Consider the following 17,888-nt stretch of genomic DNA (forward strand, 5'->3'; position numbering starts at 1 on the left):
CCCGAACAACAAGGGCCGCCTTGCAGGCGGCCGAGAAAAACGAGGGATGTGCAAATGGTCAAACCACAGACGCTGTCCAGCCTGGCACTGGCAACCTTGCTGGCCAGCCAGGCCGCGCCGGCCGTTGAGCTGTACGCCGACGAGGACAGCCACCTGAACGCCGACATGCTGGCGGTATGGGGCATGTTCAATAGCCGCAAGAACTACGACGGCACCACGGGCGGCTCGACCTGGCGCGAAGGCTTCATCAAGTATGGCCTCAGCGGTGACCAGGGCCTGGCCGGCAACGGCACGCTGTATGGCAGCCTGAACTGGGTAAGCTCGGCCACCTGGGGCGACGGCGATGCGGCCGGCAATACCGATGGTTCGGAACGCACCACCAAGATCGAGGACGCCTTCCTGGGTTGGCGCTCAGGCGATCTGTTCCCGGTATTGGGCAAGGATGGCGTGGACCTTTCCGCAGGCCGCCAGACCATTCGCCTGGGCAGTGGTTTCCTGATCAACGACGACGGCCCGAACCTCGGTAATGGCGTGGCCGACGGCGCCCTCGATCGGGGTGGTGCCTACTATCTGGCCGCCCGCCATGCCTTCGACCGCACCGCCATGCTGCGCCTGGGTGGCAGCGATGGCCTGCATGGCAGCCTGCTGTGGCTGAAATCCGACAACCGCGCCCAGGCCGAAACCGAACTGGCCGCTGGCACGCTGGACTACACCCACGCCCTGGGCACTTTGGGGCTGACCTGGATTCACGGCATCGACGTCGCCGACCAGTGGGCCAGCGAGTTCCAGAAAGCCCGCGAAGGCATGGACGTGTACAGCCTGCGCGGCGAAGGCAGCGCCGGCATCGACAATGCCAGCTTCGCCTTTGAGTACGCTTGGCAGGACAAGACCGACGGCCCCGAGCAAGCCTGGTACCTGCAGGCCGGCTACACCTTCGCCGACCTGCCCTGGGCACCGTCGATCACCTACCGCTACACCCGCTACTCAGCCGGCTGGGACTCGCTGTTCAGCGGCTTGTCCTCCGGTTATGGCACCTGGTTCCAGGGCGAAGTCGCCGCCAACTACGCCGGCCCGTTCAACAGCAATACCGGCATCCACCATGTGGGCGTGAAGGCGACGCCGTTGGAAAACCTCACGGTTGGCGCGCTGTACTTCGATTTCGACACCGTACGCACCCGCGATAGCCTCAACCTCGATGCCAGGGAGCTGGACCTGTATGTGGAATGGGCAGTCAACGACCACCTGATCATCAGCCCGCTGGTGGGCCTGTACCAGCCACGCAAGGATGAAAGCAACGGTGGCAATCAGGTCGGCGGCAACGGCACCAACGTGTACAGCCAGCTGACCGTGGCCGTGCCGTTCTAAAGCAACCACTATAGGCTTTCGGAATACCCGTGGGAGCGGGCATGCCCGCGAAGAAGGCGACTCGGTGTATGGCACCGGCTTTGCCGGTGTTCGCGGGCATGCCCGCTCCCACAGGGATGGGTGACTGACTTCCAGAAGCGTTTGACCTTCTCTGATTGGGCAAATAAGATTCGCCAACCTACCGATCGGTAGGCGAAAAAACAGACAGAGAAGACCATGCACGCAGATCCCTCTCCCCCAATACGTTTCAGCTTCGCCCTGGGCCTCGGCCTGATTGGCGCACTCGGCCCTTCCGCCGTCGACATGTACCTGTCGAGCCTGCCGGAAATCGCCAGCCACTATCAGGCCAGTTTCACGCGTGTGCAGCTGACGCTGACCTTCTTCCTGCTGGCCATGGGCGCCGGCCAGCTGATCTTCGGCCCCATCGTCGACGCCTATGGCCGGCGCAAACCGCTGCTGGCCGGCCTGCTGCTGTTCATCCTCTGCTCACTCGGCGCAGCCGCGGCCCCCAGCCTCGACACCCTGATCATGCTGCGCTTCTTCCAGGGGCTGGGCAGCGCGCTGACCCTGGTCGTGATCATGAGCATGGTGCGTGATGTGAGCCAGGGCGTTGCCGCGACCAAACTGTTCGCCCTGCTGATGACCATCGAAGGTGTGGCACCGATCCTGGCACCGGCCCTGGGCGGCGTGATCGACGCGCATTTCGGCTGGCGCGCGGTGATGTTGGTACTCGCCGGTATGGGGCTGGCGGTGCTGCTCAACAGCCTGCTGAACCTGCCGGAAACCCTGCCCCCGGGCAAACGCGAACCGCTGCGCCTGGGCCACGCCTGCCGTACCTACCTGGCCATTCTGGCCGACCGCCGCTTCCTGCGCCCGACCCTGGCAGTGGCCGCGGTGTTCTTCTTCCTGTTCGCCTACATCGGCGGTGCCACCCTGGTGTACCAGGCCCACTACGGCCTGAGCGCCCAGGCCTTCGGCCTGCTGTTCGGCGCTACCGGGGTATCGATCCTGTTTGGCGCCATGGCCGCCAGCCGCCTGATCAGCCGCCTGGGCTTGAATACCCTGACCCGCCTGGGCGTGCTATGCATGGCTGGCGGCGCCTGCATCAGCCTGCTCGGTGCGCTGACCGGCCTGGGGCTGCCGGGTGTGGCTGGCGGCATGGTGGTGGCGCTGTTCGGCCTGGGCATAGCCGAATCGACGCTGATGTCGCTGGTCATGGCCTCGCAAGACAAGGCGTTGGGCTCCACCGCAGCGCTGCTGGGCGCTATCCAGCTGTCTGCATCTGCCGGCGCAGCCCCGTTGGCCGCCGTGGTGCTCGACCACGGCCCGACCGCCTGGGCCGCGCTGCTGGCCCTGTGCACCTTGGTGGTGTGCCTGCTGACCGCTCTCAGCCTGCGCGATACCCCCGCCAGCTTCTCGCTCGCTGGCCATTGAAGCCCTGGCACTGACGGTCAACTCGGCTGGCAGGCAGGCACAAGACGACCTACCAGTCGTTAGCGAAACTGGCTGCCTCGATACCAACAATAAATCCGATGGCAGCCAGCCCTGCGAGACCCGCTATGACCCTCGATACCAGAATTGACTTCATCTACCTGTCCGAGCAGGACATGATCCGCGCCGGCGTCACCGACATGCGCGCCTGTGTCGACACCATGGAAGAGATGTTCGGCTTGCTGTACCAGGGCGACTACCGCATGGCCGGCCCGAACAGCGACTCGCACGGTGCGATGATCACCTTCCCCGAGCACTCGCCCTTCCCCAATATGCCCAAGCCCACCGCCGACCGGCGCATGATGGCGATGCCAGCCTACCTCGGCGGCAACTTCCAGACCGCCGGCGCCAAGTGGTACGGCTCGAACATCGCCAACCGCGAGAAAGGCCTGCCCCGCTCGATCCTGATGTTCACCCTCAACGATGCCGACACTGGCGCGCCACTGGCGCACATGTCGGCCAACCTGCTGTCGGCCTACCGTACCGGCGCCATCCCAGGCGTAGGTGCCCGCCACCTGGCGCGCAAGGACGCCAAGGTCATCGGCCTGGCCGGCCCGGGGGTGATGGGCAAAACCACGGTCGCCGCGTTCATGGCTGTCTGCCCACTGATCGACACCATCAAGATCAAGGGCCGCGGCCAGAAAAACCTGGATGCCTTCGTCGCCTGGGTCAAAGCCAGCTTCCCGCAAATCGTCAACGTGCAGGTGGTTGAAACCCTGGAAGAGGTGGTACGCGGCTCCGACCTGGTCACCTACTGCAGCTCGGGCGAAGTGGGCGACCCCAGCCAGTACCCCCTGGTGCGTCGCGAATGGGTCAAGCCTGGCGCATTCCTGGCGATGCCAGCCCCGTGCAGCATCGATGCCGGCATGGAGCAGGACGACGTGCGCAAGGTGGTCGACAACACCGGCCTTTACGAGGCCTGGTTCGAAGAACTGCCCAAGCCTGCGCATAACCACGTGCCGCTGGTGGGCGTGCGTTTCATGGACATGATTCACGAAGGCAAGCTGGCCGCCGAGCAGGTGGAAGACATCGGCAAGATCATCAGCGGCGACGCACCAGGGCGTCTGCATGACGACGAAATCATCCTGATGTCGGTAGGCGGCATGCCTGTCGAGGATGTGGCCTGGGGCACCGTGGTGTACCGCAAGGCGCTGGAGCAAGGCATCGGCGTGAAGCTCAACCTTTGGGAAACCCCCGTTCTCAGCTGATTCACCCATTACCGGACAACGAGGCAAAACCCATGACACAGATCACCAAACTGAAAACCGGCTCCAAATTCGAAGACATGGCCAGCTACTCCCGCCTGGTGGCGGTGGACAACTGGATTCACGTTTCCAACACCGCCGGGCGCAACCCGCAGACCCAGCTGATCCCGGAGGACGTGATCGAACAGACCCACCAGGTGTTCGCCAATATCGAAACCGCCTTGGCCGCGGTCGATGCCAGCCTGGCCGACGTCATCAATTCGCGGGTATTCATTCAGGACCCGGCCGATGTGCCGCAGGTCATGGACGTGATCGGCCAGAAGTTCCGCGGCATCGACCCGGCCACCACGGTCACCTGCCCGCCGTTGGGCTCCACCGTGTACAAGGTCGAGCTGGAAGTCACTGCCTACCGCGGTGCGGGGCAAGCGCAAGTGACCCTGATCCGCCTTGGCCAGTAAAACCGCTGGCTGCCGCTGAGCACTCCTCTGCCCGAACCACAATGAGTAAAGCCATGTCTCCCACGATCGCCCCCGTGCAAACCAGCACCCGCCACCCCGCCGCCACGACTGTGGTAATCATCGGTGGCGGCATCATCGGCCTGACTGCCGCACTGACGCTCGCCGAGCGCAACATACCGGTGGTGGTGCTGGAAAAGGGGCGCATCGCTGGCGAGCAGTCGTCGCGCAACCTGGGCTGGGTGCGCAAGACCAACCGTCACGCCCACGACATCCCCCTGGCACTGGCGGCCGACCGGCTGTGGGCCGAGATGCCAGCGCGCGTAGGCAGCGACGTTGGCTATCGCCAGGCGGGCATCATGTTCATCGGCCGCAACGACACGCAGATGGGCATGCATGAAGGCTGGCTTAAAAGTGTCGAGGCGCTGGGCCTTGATTCGCGCCTGCTGAGCGCGCGTGAAATCGCCCAGAAAGTGCCGGGTGGTCGGGCGGATTGGGCAGGCGGCATCTTCACACCCTCCGATGCCCGCGCAGAGCCGACGCTGGCCGCCAGCGCCATCGCCGGTGCGGCCATTGCCAAAGGCGCGGTAGTGGTGGAGAACTGCGCGGTGCGTACGCTGGTCACCGCAACCGGCCGTATCAGCGGGGTGGTCACCGAGCAAGGCGAAATCCGCTGCGACCAGGTATTGCTGGCCGGTGGCCTATGGTCGCGCAAGTTCCTCGGCAACCTGGGCATCAACCTGCCGACCTTGCCGCTGACCTGTTCCGTGCTGCGCACCGAGCCAATGGACGGGCCTACCGATATCGCCGTCGGCGCACCGGACTTTTCGTTTCGCAAGCACAAGGACGGCGGTTACATCATCACCCAGCGCGGCGCACTGGATGCTTTCCTCACCCTCGACCACCTGCTGCTGGGCAAGCGTTACCTGCCCCAGCTGCGTGCGCAGCGGGACTTTTTGCGCATCAGCTTTGGCAAATACTTCTTCAAGGACCTGGCCCTGGCCCGGCGTTGGAAAGCCACGGATGTGACCCCTTTCGAGCGCGTAAGGGTACAAGACCCACACGCCAACCCAGCACTCAACGACGAGGCCATGCGCAACCTCAAAGCGGCCTGGCCGGTATTCGAACAGGCACGCATCGCCAGCGCCTGGGCTGGCACGATTGACGTCACCCCCGACTCCAACCCGGTAATCGGCCCGGTGGCCAGCATCCCAGGCCTGACCCTGGCCACCGGTTTTTCCGGGCATGGCTTCGGCACCTCGCCCGCTGCCGGCCAGTTGGCGGCGGACCTGGTATCCCAGGCTGCACCCCTGATTGACCCAAGCCCTTACCGCTTCGAGCGCTTCGCGTGAACTAACACGCCAGGGTGGATGAACGTGCTGTACTCGGTGTACAGCCTACCCAATGGTGCCCTGCGCGCCAGTCCCGAAGGGAGATAGAGGGGGGCGCTTCGCGCCCCCAGCATCATCGCCGCGTAGAGCGACACCCAAGATGGCCACGAAGCTATCTGAACTGGTACTCCAACCCCGCCCCCGCATACCACGATCGCCCAGGCGCTGCCTCGTAATAACGCCCGTTGCTGTCGCCAACGATCACCGACCCCACATACTGCCGGTCGAACAGGTTGTCCAAACGCACCAGTTGATGGAACGTCCAGGGCCCAACGTGCTGTTCGAAACGCGTCCGCCAGTTGAATACGGCATACGCAGGTGCCGGTTTGGCGTTGTTGCTGTCGTCCACATACACCTTGCTGCGGTATTGCCCTTCTACCCCCATGCTGACCGACGGAACGGGTTTCCACACCAGCTCGCCATACAGGTTGTCGAGCGGCACACCCGGCAGCCGGTTGCCACGTTCGATGGCCGAACTGACATCTTCGGCATAGCGCGCATCGGTGCGGGTGTACACCACCGTGGTCTGCCATTGCTCGCCCAGGTCACTCTGCAGGCTCGCCTCGAAACCGCGTCTTGTCGTGCGCCCTGCATTGCGATAACTGGTGCGGCCAGCCGTAGCGTTGGCAACGACGATTTCGTCATCGGTTTGAATTTCATACACCGCCGCATTCAAGCGCGTGCGTTCGCCCAGGCGATACTTCACACCCACTTCATACTGCATGCTGGTGGCAGGTTTGAGCCCGAAGTTGAAACGTTCGACCTCGCCCGGCGCATAGGCCATTTCGGCCTGCGTGGGGGTTTCGAAACCTTTACCAACGCTTGCGTAGCCGCGCAGGTCGGGGGTGAACGCATACATCACCGACAGCGACGGGGTGGCCTGCTGGTACGTCTTCGAACCACTCGAATCACCGTTGGCCAGGTAATGGTCATCGACGCGCATTTTCATGGTGCTGTAGCGCAGCCCCAGTTCGCTGGTCCAGTTGCCGATTTCCCAGTGCGCCTGCAGGTAGGGGTCCAGGCTGGTGGCCGTGTCCTGCTCGTCGCGGCGCAGTTCGCCCTTGACGCCCAACTGGTCGCCGCTGAAGTTCTGGTAGCCGCGGCGGTCATCCGTGCTCTGGTCGTAATCGGCGCCGACGGTGAACGTGAGGTTACCGGGCACCTCGACAACCGGCTGGATCCAGCGCAGGGTGCCGCCGTGGAATTCGCGGTCGAAGTCAACGACTCCGCCACCACGCTGCACGTTTGAAGGTGCTTTTTCTGATATGGACAGGTACTGCACAACACTGCGTCGCCCCGCGTACAGGTTGAACTGCAATGTGGCATCACCGAAATAGCGCTCGTAGTTCATGCCCAGCTGTTGATGATCGATGCTTTTACGCGTGTTGTATTTCTCTGCCTCGACCGCGGTAGAACGAGGGTCGTGCTTGTAGGCATCCCACTTCTGCCCCAGCGGGTCCTGCGTGTCGTTCTGCTCCAGGCTGCTGTAGATCAGCGCCATGCGCGAGTCGTCGTCGGGCTTGAAATTGACCTTGGCGAACGTCTGGTCGCGGCGTGCTGCACTGTGGTCGCGGTAACCATCGGTGTCCATGCGCGAGGCATCCAGCACGAAACCGGCGGTGTCGTTACCGCCCTCGGCGGACAGGTGATTCTTGTTGAAGCCGTCACTGCCGAACGTGGTTTCAGCGCCAACGCGGGCCGGGCCCTGCCCGTCGCGGGTGAACATCTGGATCACGCCACCGGCGTTGCTGCCATACAACGTCGCAGCCGGGCCACGCAGCACCTCGATGCGCTCGGCCACGTCCAGGTTCAGCGTGGCTGCCTGCCCTTGCCCGTCGGGGGTACTGGCAGGAATACCATCGCTCAGCAACTTGATACCGCGCACACCGAACGCTGAACGGGCACCGTAGCCCCGTGAGGAAATCTGCAGGTCCTGGGCATAGTTCTGCCGGTTCTGCACCACCAGGCCGGGCACCTTGCTCAGCACTTCCGACAGGTTGACGCCAAGCTGGCCATCAGTGCCGTGGGACAGGTCAACGGTATCGACCGAAAACGGCAGGTCAAAGCTGCTGGTGGGCGCGTAGGCGCCGGTAACCACCAGCGGATCCATGACGACGACATCGGGCGAATGGGCCCTGGCAACGCTATTGGCGCTCATGCCACCTGCAAACAGCAGGGCCAGGCTTGTAGATGAGGGAACACGAAAAAGAAATCGATACATGCGCAGCTTCCGGAAATTGCCGGTATTACACCAGACCAGCAGCGCCAGCGCGAACGCCATGACGGGCTAACGCTGGATTTCCTCTGGCAAGCTGTTGCGATTTTACTTACAGTGAAATACTGTATGCACATACAGCAAAATAAGGAATTCCCTGTGTCCAGCACCGCCTCTGCCACCCCGAGCAGCTATGAACAGCTGGGTGTACGCATCCAGAAGATCATCAACAGCCCCACCGCCCAGCGCAGCCGTGCGGCGCTGATCTTCCGCCTGGAACAGGAAAGCCCGGATGACTGGGAGACGCTGCTCGAGGAAATCGCCGAGAACGACAACGTCACCCTCGCCCACCGGGACGATGGCGGCGTGCAGATTTTCTGGACCGTGCCGAAGGAAGACTGACCACGCATGAGACTTTCGCTTTTCGCTGCAACCTGCCTGCTGCTGACCGCCCCCTTTGTTCAAGCCGACGCCCCGCGTACCTTCCAGGAGGCCAAGAAGGTCGCCTGGAAGCTGTATGCGCCGCAATCGACCGAGTTTTATTGCGGCTGCAAATACAAGGGCAACAAGGTCGACCTGGCGTCCTGTGGCTATGCCCCGCGCAAGAATGCCCAGCGCGCCTCGCGCATCGAATGGGAGCACATCGTACCGGCATGGCAGATCGGCCATCAGCGCCAGTGCTGGCAGGCCGGCGGGCGCAAGCAGTGCTCGCAGCATGACGACGTGTACAAGCGCGCCGAAGCTGACCTGCACAACCTGGTGCCCAGCATCGGCGAGGTCAACGGCGACCGCAGCAATTTCAGTTTCGGCTGGCTGCCCGAACAACGCGGCCAGTACGGCCGTTGCCTGACCCAGGTCGACTTCAAGGCCAAGAAGGTGATGCCGCGCCCTTCGATCCGCGGCATGATCGCGCGCACCTACTTCTACATGAGCCAGCAGTACAACCTGCGGTTGTCCAGCCAGGACCGCCAGCTGTTCGAGGCCTGGAACAAGACCTACCCGCCGCAAGCCTGGGAGCAGCAACGCAACCAGCGAGTGGCCTGCGTGATGGGGCGGGGCAACGCGTTTGTCGGGCCGGTCAACCTCAAGGCCTGTGGCTGAGCCTCACACCAGCGCCTGCAAGTAGGCGCTGGCTTCCCGATAGCGGGCCAGCCGCGCCAGGTCAGCGGGGCTTGGGCAGGGAATGCGTGAGAGGTCACTGTTGTCGGCCAGGTCGGCCAACTTGACGGTGCGCGCCAGCGGGTCATCGCCCAGGCGCACCACGAAGTCCTGGTAGGCCTCGCCCTCGCGGCGGCTTAGCGCCAGCAACGCGGCAAGGATTTTCAGCGCGAAGCCCTCGCGCGCCAGGTCGGACAGGGTCAGCGGGGTATCTTCGATCACATCGTGAAGCACCGCGACAATCCGTTGCTCGGGCGTGGCAACCCGCATCATCACGCGTAACGGGTGGAGGATATAAGCCGCCCCACCCTTGTCGTATTGCCCTTCATGCGCCCTGGCGGCCACGGCAATGGCCCGCTCCAGTGTAGACATGAGGCCCTCCCCGTCTGGCATCTCCCAACCCAAGCATAGCCAAACTTGTGTGAACAATGTCTAGTACAGGCCAGGCCGCCAACACTTCGGCATAGGCTTAGCGTGCTGCGCCGTGCTGAATGACCACCGAATCGGTACCCAGCTTGGCCATCACCTCGTCCCGGCGCGCCTGGGCCTCTTCGCGGGTCGGGAACGGCCCCATCAGCACCACCGGCTTGCCGTCGCGGTACTCCACCGAAGATGGGATGCCCTTCTCGATCAGCCGTGCGGTCATGTCGCTCAGCGCGCCCATGTTGGCGCCCTGCACCACTTCCACATCCCAACCCTGGGGCGCCGGCTGGTCGGAGAGCGCTTCGGCACGTCGCTGCAGGTCGGCACCGCCGCAAAGCTCGCGGATACGCAGGTTGTTGCCGGTGTCGTCGACGATGATGTCGTACTGGCCATCGCGCTTGATCGCCACATAGCTGCGATAGGCTTCGTATTGCCCGGCATCGTCCTTGCCGCGGACCTGGCCGCAAATGGTGCCCTGGGTGTCGATCCGTACGTTGCCGAACTTGGCAGTCTTGGGGTTGTGCAAGTGTTCGGCCACCTGCTTGTGCACGCCTTCGACCTCGTTCTCACAGCCCGCCAGGGCGAGCACTGCCATTACCACAGCCAGTTTGCGCACGCGTGTACCTCCAGATTCGAAGGGGCGGATTCTAGCATGGCGGGCCATACCCGAACCGCGACCAAACGTTACACGCTGCTTCGTGCGCAAATGAAAAAAGGGCGATCATTGCTGATCGCCCTTTTTCGATTTGGTAGGCACAATTGGACTCGAACCAACGACCCCCACCATGTCAAGGTGGTGCTCTAACCAACTGAGCTATGTGCCTGTCGTGTGGTGCGCATATTAGTGATCGAATGCGTACCTGTAAAGCTTTTTTTTGATAAAAATCAAAAACTTTCGGGGTTCGTGCACGAGGAGTCTATTTGCGACTCGGGCCGGTCGCGAGCCCAATGAAAAAAGGGGTGACCCTTGCGGATCACCCCTTCTTCGATTTGGTAGGCACAATTGGACTCGAACCAACGACCCCCACCATGTCAAGGTGGTGCTCTAACCAACTGAGCTATGTGCCTGTCGTGTGGTGCGCATTCTACGCATTCCAAAAACCCTGTCAACACTTTTTTTCGCGCTAAGCTACTGAATCTTAAACTCTTTATATAAGGACGGCCGACAAGCGCCCCGTAAAGGATTTTCACCAGACGACTAGCGGGTGTTTATTATTATTGATAGCATCGGTACATTCGTTAAAAATATAAAACACGAGGTTCCTGCAGCATGGCTAACACCCCCTACCCCCAGTCCTACTACGCCGCCTCGGCCAACCCGGTGCCGCCACGTCCGGCGCTGCAGGGTGAGGTGGAAACCGATGTATGCATCATCGGCGCCGGCTACACCGGCCTGTCCAGCGCCCTGTTCCTGCTCGAGAACGGCTTCAAGGTGAGCATCGTCGAAGCGGCCAAGGTCGGCTTCGGCGCGTCGGGCCGCAACGGCGGCCAGATCGTCAACAGCTATAGCCGCGACATCGACGTCATCGAACGCACCGTTGGCCCCAAGCAGGCGCAACTGCTGGGCCATATGGCCTTCGAAGGCGGCCGCATCATTCGTGAGCGCGTGGCCAAATACAACATCCAGTGCGACCTGAAAGACGGTGGCGTGTTCGCCGCCATCACCAGCAAGCAGATGGGCCACCTGGAGTCGCAAAAGCGCCTGTGGGAACGTTTTGGCCACAATCAGCTGGAGCTGATGGACCAGAAGCGCATCCGCGAAGTGGTTGCCTGTGACAGTTACGTCGGCGGCATGCTCGACATGAGCGGCGGCCACATCCACCCATTGAACCTGGCCTTGGGCGAAGCGGCTGCAGTCGAGTCGCTGGGTGGCATCATCTATGAACAAACCCCGGCGGTACGCATCGAACGTGGTGCCAACCCGGTCGTTCACACCCCGCAGGGCAAAGTCCGCGCCAAGTTCATCATCGTTGCCGGCAACGCCTACCTGGGCAACCTGGTGCCAGAGCTGGCCGCCAAGTCCATGCCATGCGGCACCCAGGTGATCACCACCGAGCCGCTGGGCGAAGAACTGGCACGCACCCTGCTGCCGCAGGACTACTGCGTCGAGGACTGCAACTACCTGCTCGACTACTACCGCCTGACCAGCGACAAGCGCCTGATCTTCGGCGGTGGCGTGGTGTACGGCGCGCGTGACCCGGCCAACATCGAGGCGATCATCCGTCCGAAGATGCTCAAGGCCTTCCCGCAGCTGAAGAACGTGAAGATCGATTACGCCTGGACCGGCAACTTCCTGCTGACCCTGTCGCGCCTGCCACAGGTTGGCCGTATCGGCGACAACATCTATTACTCGCAGGGTTGCTCGGGCCACGGCGTGACCTACACCCACCTGGCGGGCAAGGTACTGGCCGAAGCCCTGCGCGGCCAGGCGGAGCGTTTCGACGCCTTCGCCGGCCTGCCGCACTACCCATTCCCGGGTGGCCAGATGCTGCGCGTGCCGTTCAGCGCCATCGGTGCCTGGTACTACAGCCTGCGCGATCGTCTGGGCTTCTGATGTAAACAGGCCTGACCCTATCGCCGGCAAGCCTGCCCCCACAGGAACCGCACCATTTTCGAATGTGCAATTTCTGTGGGGGCAGGCTTGTCGGCGATAGGGCCGGTTCAGGCCATTTCATTTGTTCAGGCTATTCACCGCCTGTTTCGCTGCAACTTCCTGCCCCGCCTTGGCCAGCTCATCGGCAGCCATCAACCAGCGCTGGCGATCCACCTGGGCCGGCAATTGTCGCGGTGGCTGCACCAGCACCGCCCAGCTCCCCTGCTTCGCCCACGCCGAGGCAAACTCATCGAATGCCATCACCTGCCGCCGGTGCATGCCCGAGCGCAACAACACCCGCTGCTTGTAACGGTCATAACCGATCAGCACCGCATAACGCGGCTCACCCCACCAGGCCGAACCTTCCTCGTAACGCAGCAGCACTGGGTTGCCCGCCGCCACTTGGGTCAACAGCGCGTCCAGTTGTTTGTCCAGCGGGTATACCACCATGCCGTAGTCCCGCGCCACGCGGGGGATACCGGTATCCAGCGCTTCGGCGCCCTGGGGCAGGTTCAACGGTTTGTCCAGAAGCCCCGGTGTGATCGGAGCCCCCTGTTGCGACAGCACGGCCGCCAGTGCCATAGCCCCGCTGTGGTTGGCGTTGCCACGGTAGAACGGCACGCTGCTGATCTCCACTCGCTGAGGCAAGCCCTTGAGGTTGGCAGGCGGTGCGCTGGCACAACCGGCCAGGGTGGCAGCCATCAGACAGGCGGCCAGCAGCCGTCGGTAGGCGGTTTTGACGGAATGTTGCTCCATGGACACTCGCTTGTTCCAACGCCAGGCAGGCAGCGCCCGGCTCTGGCCACCGATCATAGGTCCGACAGCGGCGCGGGTATAGTCCGACAACGGCTTAGAGCGAATCGGCCCCAGAGATAGACCTTTGTTCGATGGAACGTCACAGGCGAAGGGCTAGACTAAAGCAGTGTCTGGAAGGCAAGCGCTGGCCAATCGAAGGCTTGCCGTAGAGATGGAGGCACAGATGAGCCTGACCATGGCAATTCTCATGCTGGTAGGCATGTGGCTAAGCGTTGCAGCCGCCATGCTGTGGGGTGTACTGCGCATTGTGCGGCGTCATGCACAACATCACCACCTGCCACCGCAGCCCCTGGCCAAGCCACAGCCAATAAGGCGGGCGCGGCGGCATGCCGGGGTGCACTGACCTCAAAATTTACTAAAGCCCATTCGCGGGCTTGCCGGCGAATGGGGCGCAATGCGCCCCGCTTTTATATCAACCTTCAGCTGCCTCACGCTTCAAACGCGCCCGACGCGCCAGGATGTTGAGGATCTCGATAGCCGTCGAGAACGCCATGGCGGCATACACATAACCCTTCGGTACATGAGCGCCAAACCCTTCGGCGATCAGCGTCATACCGATCATGATCAGGAAGCCCAGGGCCAGCATCACGACGGTCGGGTTGTCGTTGATGAAGTTGGCCAGCGGGTCGGCGGCCACCATCATTACGATCACCGCAGTGATCACGGCAATGATCATGATCGGCAGGTGCTCGGTCATACCCACGGCGGTGATGATGCTGTCGACCGAGAAGACGATGTCCAGCAGCAGGATCTGGAAGATTGCCGCAGCAAAGCCCAGGGTAACGGTCGAGCCAACCTTGGCTTCTTCCTTGGCACCGTGCGGGTCGACGCTTTCGTGAATCTCCTTGGTCGCCTTCCACAGCAGGAACAGGCCACCGGCAATCAGGATCACATCCTTCCACGAGAAGGCGTTGCCGAACACTTCGAACACCGGGTCGGTCAACTGGACGATCCAGGCCACCGTGCTGAGCAAGGCCAGGCGCATGACCAAGGCCATGCTGATGCCGATACGCCGTGCCTTGGAGCGGTACTCCACCGGCAGCTTGTTGGTCAGGATCGAGATGAAGATCAGGTTGTCGATACCCAGTACAACTTCCATGGCCACCAGCGTAGCCAGGGCAACCCAGGCGGTAGGGCTAGCGGCGAGTTCCAGCAAATATTCCATTGTTCAGATCCTGCAGCGGCGGTTGGGGTCAAATGTCCTGGGTTTGTTCTTTTTTCTCGGCATCCTTGGGCTTCTGCCCTTCGCTGCCGATGGCATCGCTCAACGCCTGCTGGGCAGCCTTGTTGGTATCGTCGATGGCCTGCTTGGCCGACTGCGCGGCCTGGTCGAGCATCTGCTGGGCAGATTTCTCGGCCTGGTCGCAACCTGCCAGGGTGAACAGGGCCAAGGCCAGCACCAACGGGGTGCCGATGGATTTGAGTTGCAGCATGGTGTCCTCGCTTGAAAATTCCGGCGGCGCATGGCGCCTGATGCCGTGCATTCTAGAGACGCCGATAGTTCAGTAAAATTCGTATTTTCATGACGTATACTTCGGTTTTTACGAATCGGGACGACCAACGGTGCTCAATTATCGCCAGCTGCATTACTTCTGGGCCGTGGCCAAGACTGGCAGCATCACCCGTGCCAGCCAACAGCTGAACCTCACACCGCAAACCATCAGCGGGCAGATCACCCTGTTCGAGCAAACCTACGGCCTGGAACTGTTCCAGCGCGCCGGACGCCAGCTTGAGCTGACCGAAACCGGCCGCCAGGCGCTGGTGTACGCCGAGCAGATGTTCCAGATCGGCGGCGAGCTGGAAGCCCTGCTGCGGGCCGGCCCCCAAGAGCAGATCCTGTTCCGCGTTGGGGTAGCCGACGTGGTCCCCAAATCCATCGTCTACCGCTTGCTGGCACCTACCATGGAACTGGACGAGGTGCTGCGCATCAACTGCCGCGAAGACAAACTTGAACGGCTGCTGGCAGACCTGGCCATCCAGCGCCTGGACCTTGTGATTTCCGACAGCCCCATGCCCAGCCACCTGGACATCAAAGGTTACAGCCAGAAGCTCGGCGAATGCGGGCTGAGCTTTTTCGCCACCCCTGCACTGGCGCAACGGCTGGACGGCCCTTTTCCGGCCTGCTTGCAGGATGCGCCGCTGCTTGTTCCAGGCCAGGAAACCGTGGTGCGCAGCCGCCTGCTGCGGTGGCTGGGCGAACAGCAGGTGCAGCCTCGGATCGTGGGGGAGTTCGATGACAGTGCCTTGATGCAGGCGTTCGGGCAGTCGGGTAGCGGCATTTTCGTTGCCCCCAGCGTTATCGCCGAAGAGGTGTGCCGCCAGTATGGCGTGCAGTTGATCGGCCAGACCGAAGCCGTACACGAGTCGTTCTATGCCATTTCGGTGGAGCGCAAGGTCAAGCACCCAGGGATCGTGGCGATTACCGAGGGGGCGCGGCGGGAGTTGTTTCATTGGTGAGGTGCTCGGAGCAGCCCTACAAGCCGCTATGGTAAAGTCCGCCCTTTCCAGATTCCGAGATACCGCTGCACATGACCCCCCTCCTCCGTTTCCTCAACCGCACCAGCCTGGTCACGCAGATCGTCATCGGTTTGCTCGCCGGCATCGCCCTTGCGCTGCTGGCACCTGCCATCGCCCGCGACCTGGCTTTCCTCGGCAAGGTATTCGTCAGCGCCCTGAAAGCGGTTGCGCCCGTGCTGGTGTTCATCCTGGTCATGGCTTCGATCGCCAACCATCGTCACGGCCAGGAAACCCACATTCGCCCGATCCTCTGGTTGTACCTGCTGGGCACCTTTGCCGCAGCGGTGGTGGCCGTGGTCGCCAGCATGCTGTTCCCGTCGCACCTGGTGCTGAGCACGGGCGAGGCCACGCTGAGCGCACCAGGCGGCATTACCGAGGTGATGCAGAACCTGGTGCTGAGCGCGGTCGACAACCCGGTCAATGCCCTGCTCAACGCCAACTTCATCGGCATACTCACCTGGGCCATCGGCCTGGGCGTGGCCCTGCGTCATGCCGGCGAAACCACCCGTACCGTAGTAGACGACCTGTCCAATGGCGTGACCTTGATCGTGCGCATGGTCATCCGTTTCGCCCCGCTGGGCATCTTTGGGCTGGTCAGCTCCACCCTGGCCCAGTCAGGCCTGAACGCGCTGCTCGGCTACCTGCACCTGCTGGCGGTACTGATCGGCTGCATGCTGTTCGTGGCGCTGGTGATGAACCCACTCATCGTGTTCTGGAAGATCCGCCGCAACCCTTACCCACTGACGCTGCTGTGCCTGCGCGAAAGCGGCATTACCGCATTCTTCACCCGCAGCTCGGCCGCCAACATTCCGGTCAACCTGGCATTGTCGGAACGCCTTGGCCTGCATGAAGACACCTATTCGGTGTCGATCCCGCTGGGCGCGACCATCAACATGGCCGGTGCGGCGATCACCATTACCGTACTGACCCTGGCCGCCGTGCATACCTTGGGCATCCCGGTGGACCTGCCAACTGCCGTGCTGCTCAGCGTGGTGGCGGCGGTGTGCGCCTGCGGTGCCTCGGGCGTGGCTGGGGGCTCGCTGCTACTGATTCCACTGGCATGCAGCCTGTTTGGCATCCCCAGCGAAATTGCCATGCAGGTGGTGGCGGTAGGCTTCATTATCGGCGTGCTGCAGGATTCGGCCGAAACGGCGCTGAATTCTTCGACCGATGTGCTGTTCACTGCGGCGGCCTGCCTGGCCGAAGAGCGGCGCAACCCTTGAGATTGCCGGGGCCGCTGTGCGGCCCCAATTGCCTTACACGGTGGCATTACCTACCCTAGTGGCCTTTCCCCAGTAATGAGACAGGGCCATGTCAGAACACGAAACCGCCGGTGTTGGCCGCTTCAACAGCGTTGAGATCCGCATTCTCGGTTCGCTGATCGAAAAGCAGGCCACCAGCCCGGAAAGCTACCCGCTGACCCTCAATGCCCTGGTCCTGGCCTGCAACCAGAAGACCAGCCGCGAACCTGTGATGAACCTCACCCAAGGCCAGGTTGGCCAAGCCCTGCGTGCGCTTGAAGGGCAGGACCTGACCCGCTTGCAGATGGGCAGCCGTGCCGACCGCTGGGAACAGCGGGTAGACAAGGCACTGGAGCTGGTGCCCGCACAGCTGGTACTGATGGGCCTGATGTTCCTGCGCGGCCCGCAAACGCTCAACGAACTGCTGACCCGCAGCAACCGCCTGCACGACTTCGACGACACCGAGCAGATTCAGCATCAGCTGGAGCGCCTGATCTCGCGGGACCTGGCCTTGCACCTGCCGCGTCAGGCCGGCCAGCGTGAGGACCGCTACACCCACGCCTTGGGCGACCCGGCGGAAATCGAGGCGATCCTCGCTGCACGCCAGCAGGAAGGTGGCGCACGCAGCAGTGGCGCCAGTGTGTCGGAAGAACGCATCGAAGCCCTCGAAGCACGCATTGCAGCGCTGGAAGCACGGCTGGCCGAGCTGGAAGGCTGAGCCTTCACGGCTCGGGGTCGGGGAAGTTGCGGCAGCTCTTGCGCTCGGCCAGCTCCCGGTCACTGGGGCGCTGGTCGACGAACACGGTGCGCCCGTCGGCGTAGATTTCCAGGTAGCCCCAGTGCAGGTCCTGCTCTTTCTGCCCGGGCTTGGGGGGGACTAGCCACCAGGGTTCGCGGCTGATCAGGGTCATGTTCAAGCTCCTGAGGGTGTCTGCACTAATCATAGACACCCTCAGTTTCTGCTTTGCTTGTGCCGGCCCTTTCGCGGCTAAAGCCGCTCCCACAGGGACCGCACAGC

The 17,888-nt window shown here is 62.7% G+C and carries 19 protein-coding genes and 2 tRNA genes; 12 read left to right on the forward strand and 9 right to left on the reverse strand.

The features are described 5' to 3' along the window. The first annotated feature begins 54 nt into the window (after positions 1 to 54). The 5 genes from APH42_RS03335 (at position 55) to APH42_RS03355 (ending at position 5,868) form a co-directional block, all read left to right on the forward strand. Entirely contained in the window at positions 55 to 1,365 is a 1,311-nt protein-coding gene (locus APH42_RS03335; RefSeq protein WP_060492728.1) for a hypothetical protein, read from the forward strand. Between the two features lie 216 nt (positions 1,366 to 1,581). Next, entirely contained in the window at positions 1,582 to 2,799 is a 1,218-nt protein-coding gene (locus APH42_RS03340; protein ID WP_060492729.1) for a multidrug effflux MFS transporter, read from the forward strand. Between the two features lie 125 nt (positions 2,800 to 2,924). Continuing rightward, positions 2,925 to 4,064 carry a tyramine oxidase subunit B gene (locus APH42_RS03345; RefSeq protein WP_060492730.1) on the forward strand — a complete coding sequence of 380 codons (1,140 nt, stop codon included), beginning with the start codon at positions 2,925 to 2,927 and terminating at the stop codon, positions 4,062 to 4,064. A gap of 32 nt (positions 4,065 to 4,096) precedes the next feature. Next, on the forward strand, positions 4,097 to 4,519 hold the full coding sequence (locus APH42_RS03350; protein WP_012273129.1) for a RidA family protein: 423 nt from the start codon (positions 4,097 to 4,099) through the stop codon (positions 4,517 to 4,519). A gap of 53 nt (positions 4,520 to 4,572) precedes the next feature. Further along, positions 4,573 to 5,868, forward strand: coding sequence for an FAD-binding oxidoreductase (locus APH42_RS03355; protein WP_012273130.1), 1,296 nt, complete (start codon positions 4,573 to 4,575; stop codon positions 5,866 to 5,868). A gap of 151 nt (positions 5,869 to 6,019) precedes the next feature. Here the strand turns inward: APH42_RS03355 and APH42_RS03360 are convergent, their stop codons facing one another. After that, positions 6,020 to 8,065, reverse strand: a complete 2,046-nt coding sequence (locus APH42_RS03360) for a TonB-dependent receptor (RefSeq protein WP_060492761.1) — start codon at positions 8,063 to 8,065, stop codon at positions 6,020 to 6,022. Between the two features lie 216 nt (positions 8,066 to 8,281). On the opposite strand from APH42_RS03360, the gene APH42_RS03365 reads away from it, so the two are divergent. Both APH42_RS03365 and APH42_RS03370 read left to right on the forward strand, forming a co-directional pair. Then, on the forward strand, positions 8,282 to 8,524 hold the full coding sequence (locus APH42_RS03365; protein WP_012273132.1) for a DUF1654 domain-containing protein: 243 nt from the start codon (positions 8,282 to 8,284) through the stop codon (positions 8,522 to 8,524). A 6-nt stretch (positions 8,525 to 8,530) separates the two neighbouring features. Beyond that, positions 8,531 to 9,223, forward strand: coding sequence for an endonuclease (locus APH42_RS03370; protein WP_060492731.1), 693 nt, complete (start codon positions 8,531 to 8,533; stop codon positions 9,221 to 9,223). A 3-nt stretch (positions 9,224 to 9,226) separates the two neighbouring features. Here the strand turns inward: APH42_RS03370 and APH42_RS03375 are convergent, their stop codons facing one another. The 4 genes from APH42_RS03375 to APH42_RS03390 all read right to left on the reverse strand — a co-directional run bounded on the left by APH42_RS03375 (position 9,227) and on the right by APH42_RS03390 (position 10,771). Then, positions 9,227 to 9,652 (reverse strand): hypothetical protein, encoded by a 426-nt coding sequence (locus APH42_RS03375; protein WP_012273134.1) that lies wholly within the window; start codon positions 9,650 to 9,652, stop codon positions 9,227 to 9,229. Between the two features lie 97 nt (positions 9,653 to 9,749). Beyond that, complete coding sequence (locus APH42_RS03380; RefSeq protein ID WP_060492732.1) at positions 9,750 to 10,319, reverse strand: SPOR domain-containing protein; 570 nt, start codon at positions 10,317 to 10,319, stop codon at positions 9,750 to 9,752. A gap of 131 nt (positions 10,320 to 10,450) precedes the next feature. Further along, positions 10,451 to 10,527: transfer RNA gene (locus APH42_RS03385), tRNA-Val, on the reverse strand. Positions 10,528 to 10,694: 167 nt separating this feature from the next. Next, positions 10,695 to 10,771, reverse strand: a tRNA-Val gene (locus APH42_RS03390). 202 nt (positions 10,772 to 10,973) lie between these two features. Between APH42_RS03390 and APH42_RS03395 the strand changes: the two genes are divergently transcribed. Continuing rightward, complete coding sequence (locus APH42_RS03395; protein WP_012273135.1) at positions 10,974 to 12,257, forward strand: FAD-binding oxidoreductase; 1,284 nt, start codon at positions 10,974 to 10,976, stop codon at positions 12,255 to 12,257. A gap of 117 nt (positions 12,258 to 12,374) precedes the next feature. Here APH42_RS03395 and APH42_RS03400 read toward each other — a convergent pair whose 3' ends face one another. Next, positions 12,375 to 13,109, reverse strand: coding sequence for a peptidase C39 family protein (locus APH42_RS03400; protein WP_060492733.1), 735 nt, complete (start codon positions 13,107 to 13,109; stop codon positions 12,375 to 12,377). Positions 13,110 to 13,275: 166 nt separating this feature from the next. Between APH42_RS03400 and APH42_RS03405 the strand changes: the two genes are divergently transcribed. Beyond that, on the forward strand, positions 13,276 to 13,455 hold the full coding sequence (locus tag APH42_RS03405; protein WP_012273137.1) for a hypothetical protein: 180 nt from the start codon (positions 13,276 to 13,278) through the stop codon (positions 13,453 to 13,455). A 69-nt stretch (positions 13,456 to 13,524) separates the two neighbouring features. Here APH42_RS03405 and APH42_RS03410 read toward each other — a convergent pair whose 3' ends face one another. Together APH42_RS03410 and APH42_RS03415 are read right to left on the reverse strand one after the other, a co-directional pair. Next, on the reverse strand, positions 13,525 to 14,277 hold the full coding sequence (locus tag APH42_RS03410) for a TerC family protein (protein WP_060492734.1): 753 nt from the start codon (positions 14,275 to 14,277) through the stop codon (positions 13,525 to 13,527). Between the two features lie 28 nt (positions 14,278 to 14,305). Then, positions 14,306 to 14,545 carry a hypothetical protein gene (locus tag APH42_RS03415; protein ID WP_012273139.1) on the reverse strand — a complete coding sequence of 80 codons (240 nt, stop codon included), beginning with the start codon at positions 14,543 to 14,545 and terminating at the stop codon, positions 14,306 to 14,308. 130 nt (positions 14,546 to 14,675) lie between these two features. Between APH42_RS03415 and nhaR the strand changes: the two genes are divergently transcribed. From nhaR to APH42_RS03430, 3 genes are all read left to right on the forward strand, one after another. Beyond that, entirely contained in the window at positions 14,676 to 15,569 is an 894-nt protein-coding gene (gene nhaR, locus APH42_RS03420; RefSeq protein WP_012273140.1) for a transcriptional activator NhaR, read from the forward strand. 71 nt (positions 15,570 to 15,640) lie between these two features. Then, entirely contained in the window at positions 15,641 to 16,852 is a 1,212-nt protein-coding gene (sstT, locus tag APH42_RS03425) for a serine/threonine transporter SstT (protein ID WP_060492735.1), read from the forward strand. An 88-nt stretch (positions 16,853 to 16,940) separates the two neighbouring features. After that, positions 16,941 to 17,588 carry a YceH family protein gene (locus APH42_RS03430; RefSeq protein ID WP_060492736.1) on the forward strand — a complete coding sequence of 216 codons (648 nt, stop codon included), beginning with the start codon at positions 16,941 to 16,943 and terminating at the stop codon, positions 17,586 to 17,588. Between the two features lie 4 nt (positions 17,589 to 17,592). On the opposite strand, the gene APH42_RS03435 is transcribed toward APH42_RS03430, so the two are convergent. After that, positions 17,593 to 17,781, reverse strand: a complete 189-nt coding sequence (locus APH42_RS03435; protein ID WP_041166543.1) for a hypothetical protein — start codon at positions 17,779 to 17,781, stop codon at positions 17,593 to 17,595. Between the last annotated feature and the right edge of the window lie 107 nt (positions 17,782 to 17,888).

It is taken from the genome of Pseudomonas sp. NBRC 111140, assembly GCF_001320885.1.
In the GTDB taxonomy this organism is placed as follows: Bacteria; Pseudomonadota; Gammaproteobacteria; order Pseudomonadales; family Pseudomonadaceae; genus Aquipseudomonas; species Aquipseudomonas putida_P.

Bases quoted from the DNA above. Each gene is read 5' to 3' on its own strand.
- APH42_RS03350 (WP_012273129.1), top strand. From the start codon at position 4,097: ATGACACAGATCACCAAACTGAAAACCGGCTCCAAATTCGAAGACATG.
- APH42_RS03435 (WP_041166543.1), bottom strand. From the start codon at position 17,781: ATGACCCTGATCAGCCGCGAACCCTGGTGGCTAGTCCCCCCCAAGCCC.
- APH42_RS03430 (WP_060492736.1), top strand. From the start codon at position 16,941: ATGTCAGAACACGAAACCGCCGGTGTTGGCCGCTTCAACAGCGTTGAG.
- APH42_RS03340 (WP_060492729.1), top strand. From the start codon at position 1,582: ATGCACGCAGATCCCTCTCCCCCAATACGTTTCAGCTTCGCCCTGGGC.
- APH42_RS03375 (WP_012273134.1), bottom strand. From the start codon at position 9,652: ATGTCTACACTGGAGCGGGCCATTGCCGTGGCCGCCAGGGCGCATGAA.
- APH42_RS03370 (WP_060492731.1), top strand. From the start codon at position 8,531: ATGAGACTTTCGCTTTTCGCTGCAACCTGCCTGCTGCTGACCGCCCCC.
- APH42_RS03405 (WP_012273137.1), top strand. From the start codon at position 13,276: ATGAGCCTGACCATGGCAATTCTCATGCTGGTAGGCATGTGGCTAAGC.
- APH42_RS03395 (WP_012273135.1), top strand. From the start codon at position 10,974: ATGGCTAACACCCCCTACCCCCAGTCCTACTACGCCGCCTCGGCCAAC.
- APH42_RS03345 (WP_060492730.1), top strand. From the start codon at position 2,925: ATGACCCTCGATACCAGAATTGACTTCATCTACCTGTCCGAGCAGGAC.
- APH42_RS03400 (WP_060492733.1), bottom strand. From the start codon at position 13,109: ATGATCGGTGGCCAGAGCCGGGCGCTGCCTGCCTGGCGTTGGAACAAG.
- APH42_RS03335 (WP_060492728.1), top strand. From the start codon at position 55: ATGGTCAAACCACAGACGCTGTCCAGCCTGGCACTGGCAACCTTGCTG.
- APH42_RS03410 (WP_060492734.1), bottom strand. From the start codon at position 14,277: ATGGAATATTTGCTGGAACTCGCCGCTAGCCCTACCGCCTGGGTTGCC.
- sstT (WP_060492735.1), top strand. From the start codon at position 15,641: ATGACCCCCCTCCTCCGTTTCCTCAACCGCACCAGCCTGGTCACGCAG.
- APH42_RS03355 (WP_012273130.1), top strand. From the start codon at position 4,573: ATGTCTCCCACGATCGCCCCCGTGCAAACCAGCACCCGCCACCCCGCC.
- APH42_RS03415 (WP_012273139.1), bottom strand. From the start codon at position 14,545: ATGCTGCAACTCAAATCCATCGGCACCCCGTTGGTGCTGGCCTTGGCC.
- APH42_RS03360 (WP_060492761.1), bottom strand. From the start codon at position 8,065: ATGAGCGCCAATAGCGTTGCCAGGGCCCATTCGCCCGATGTCGTCGTC.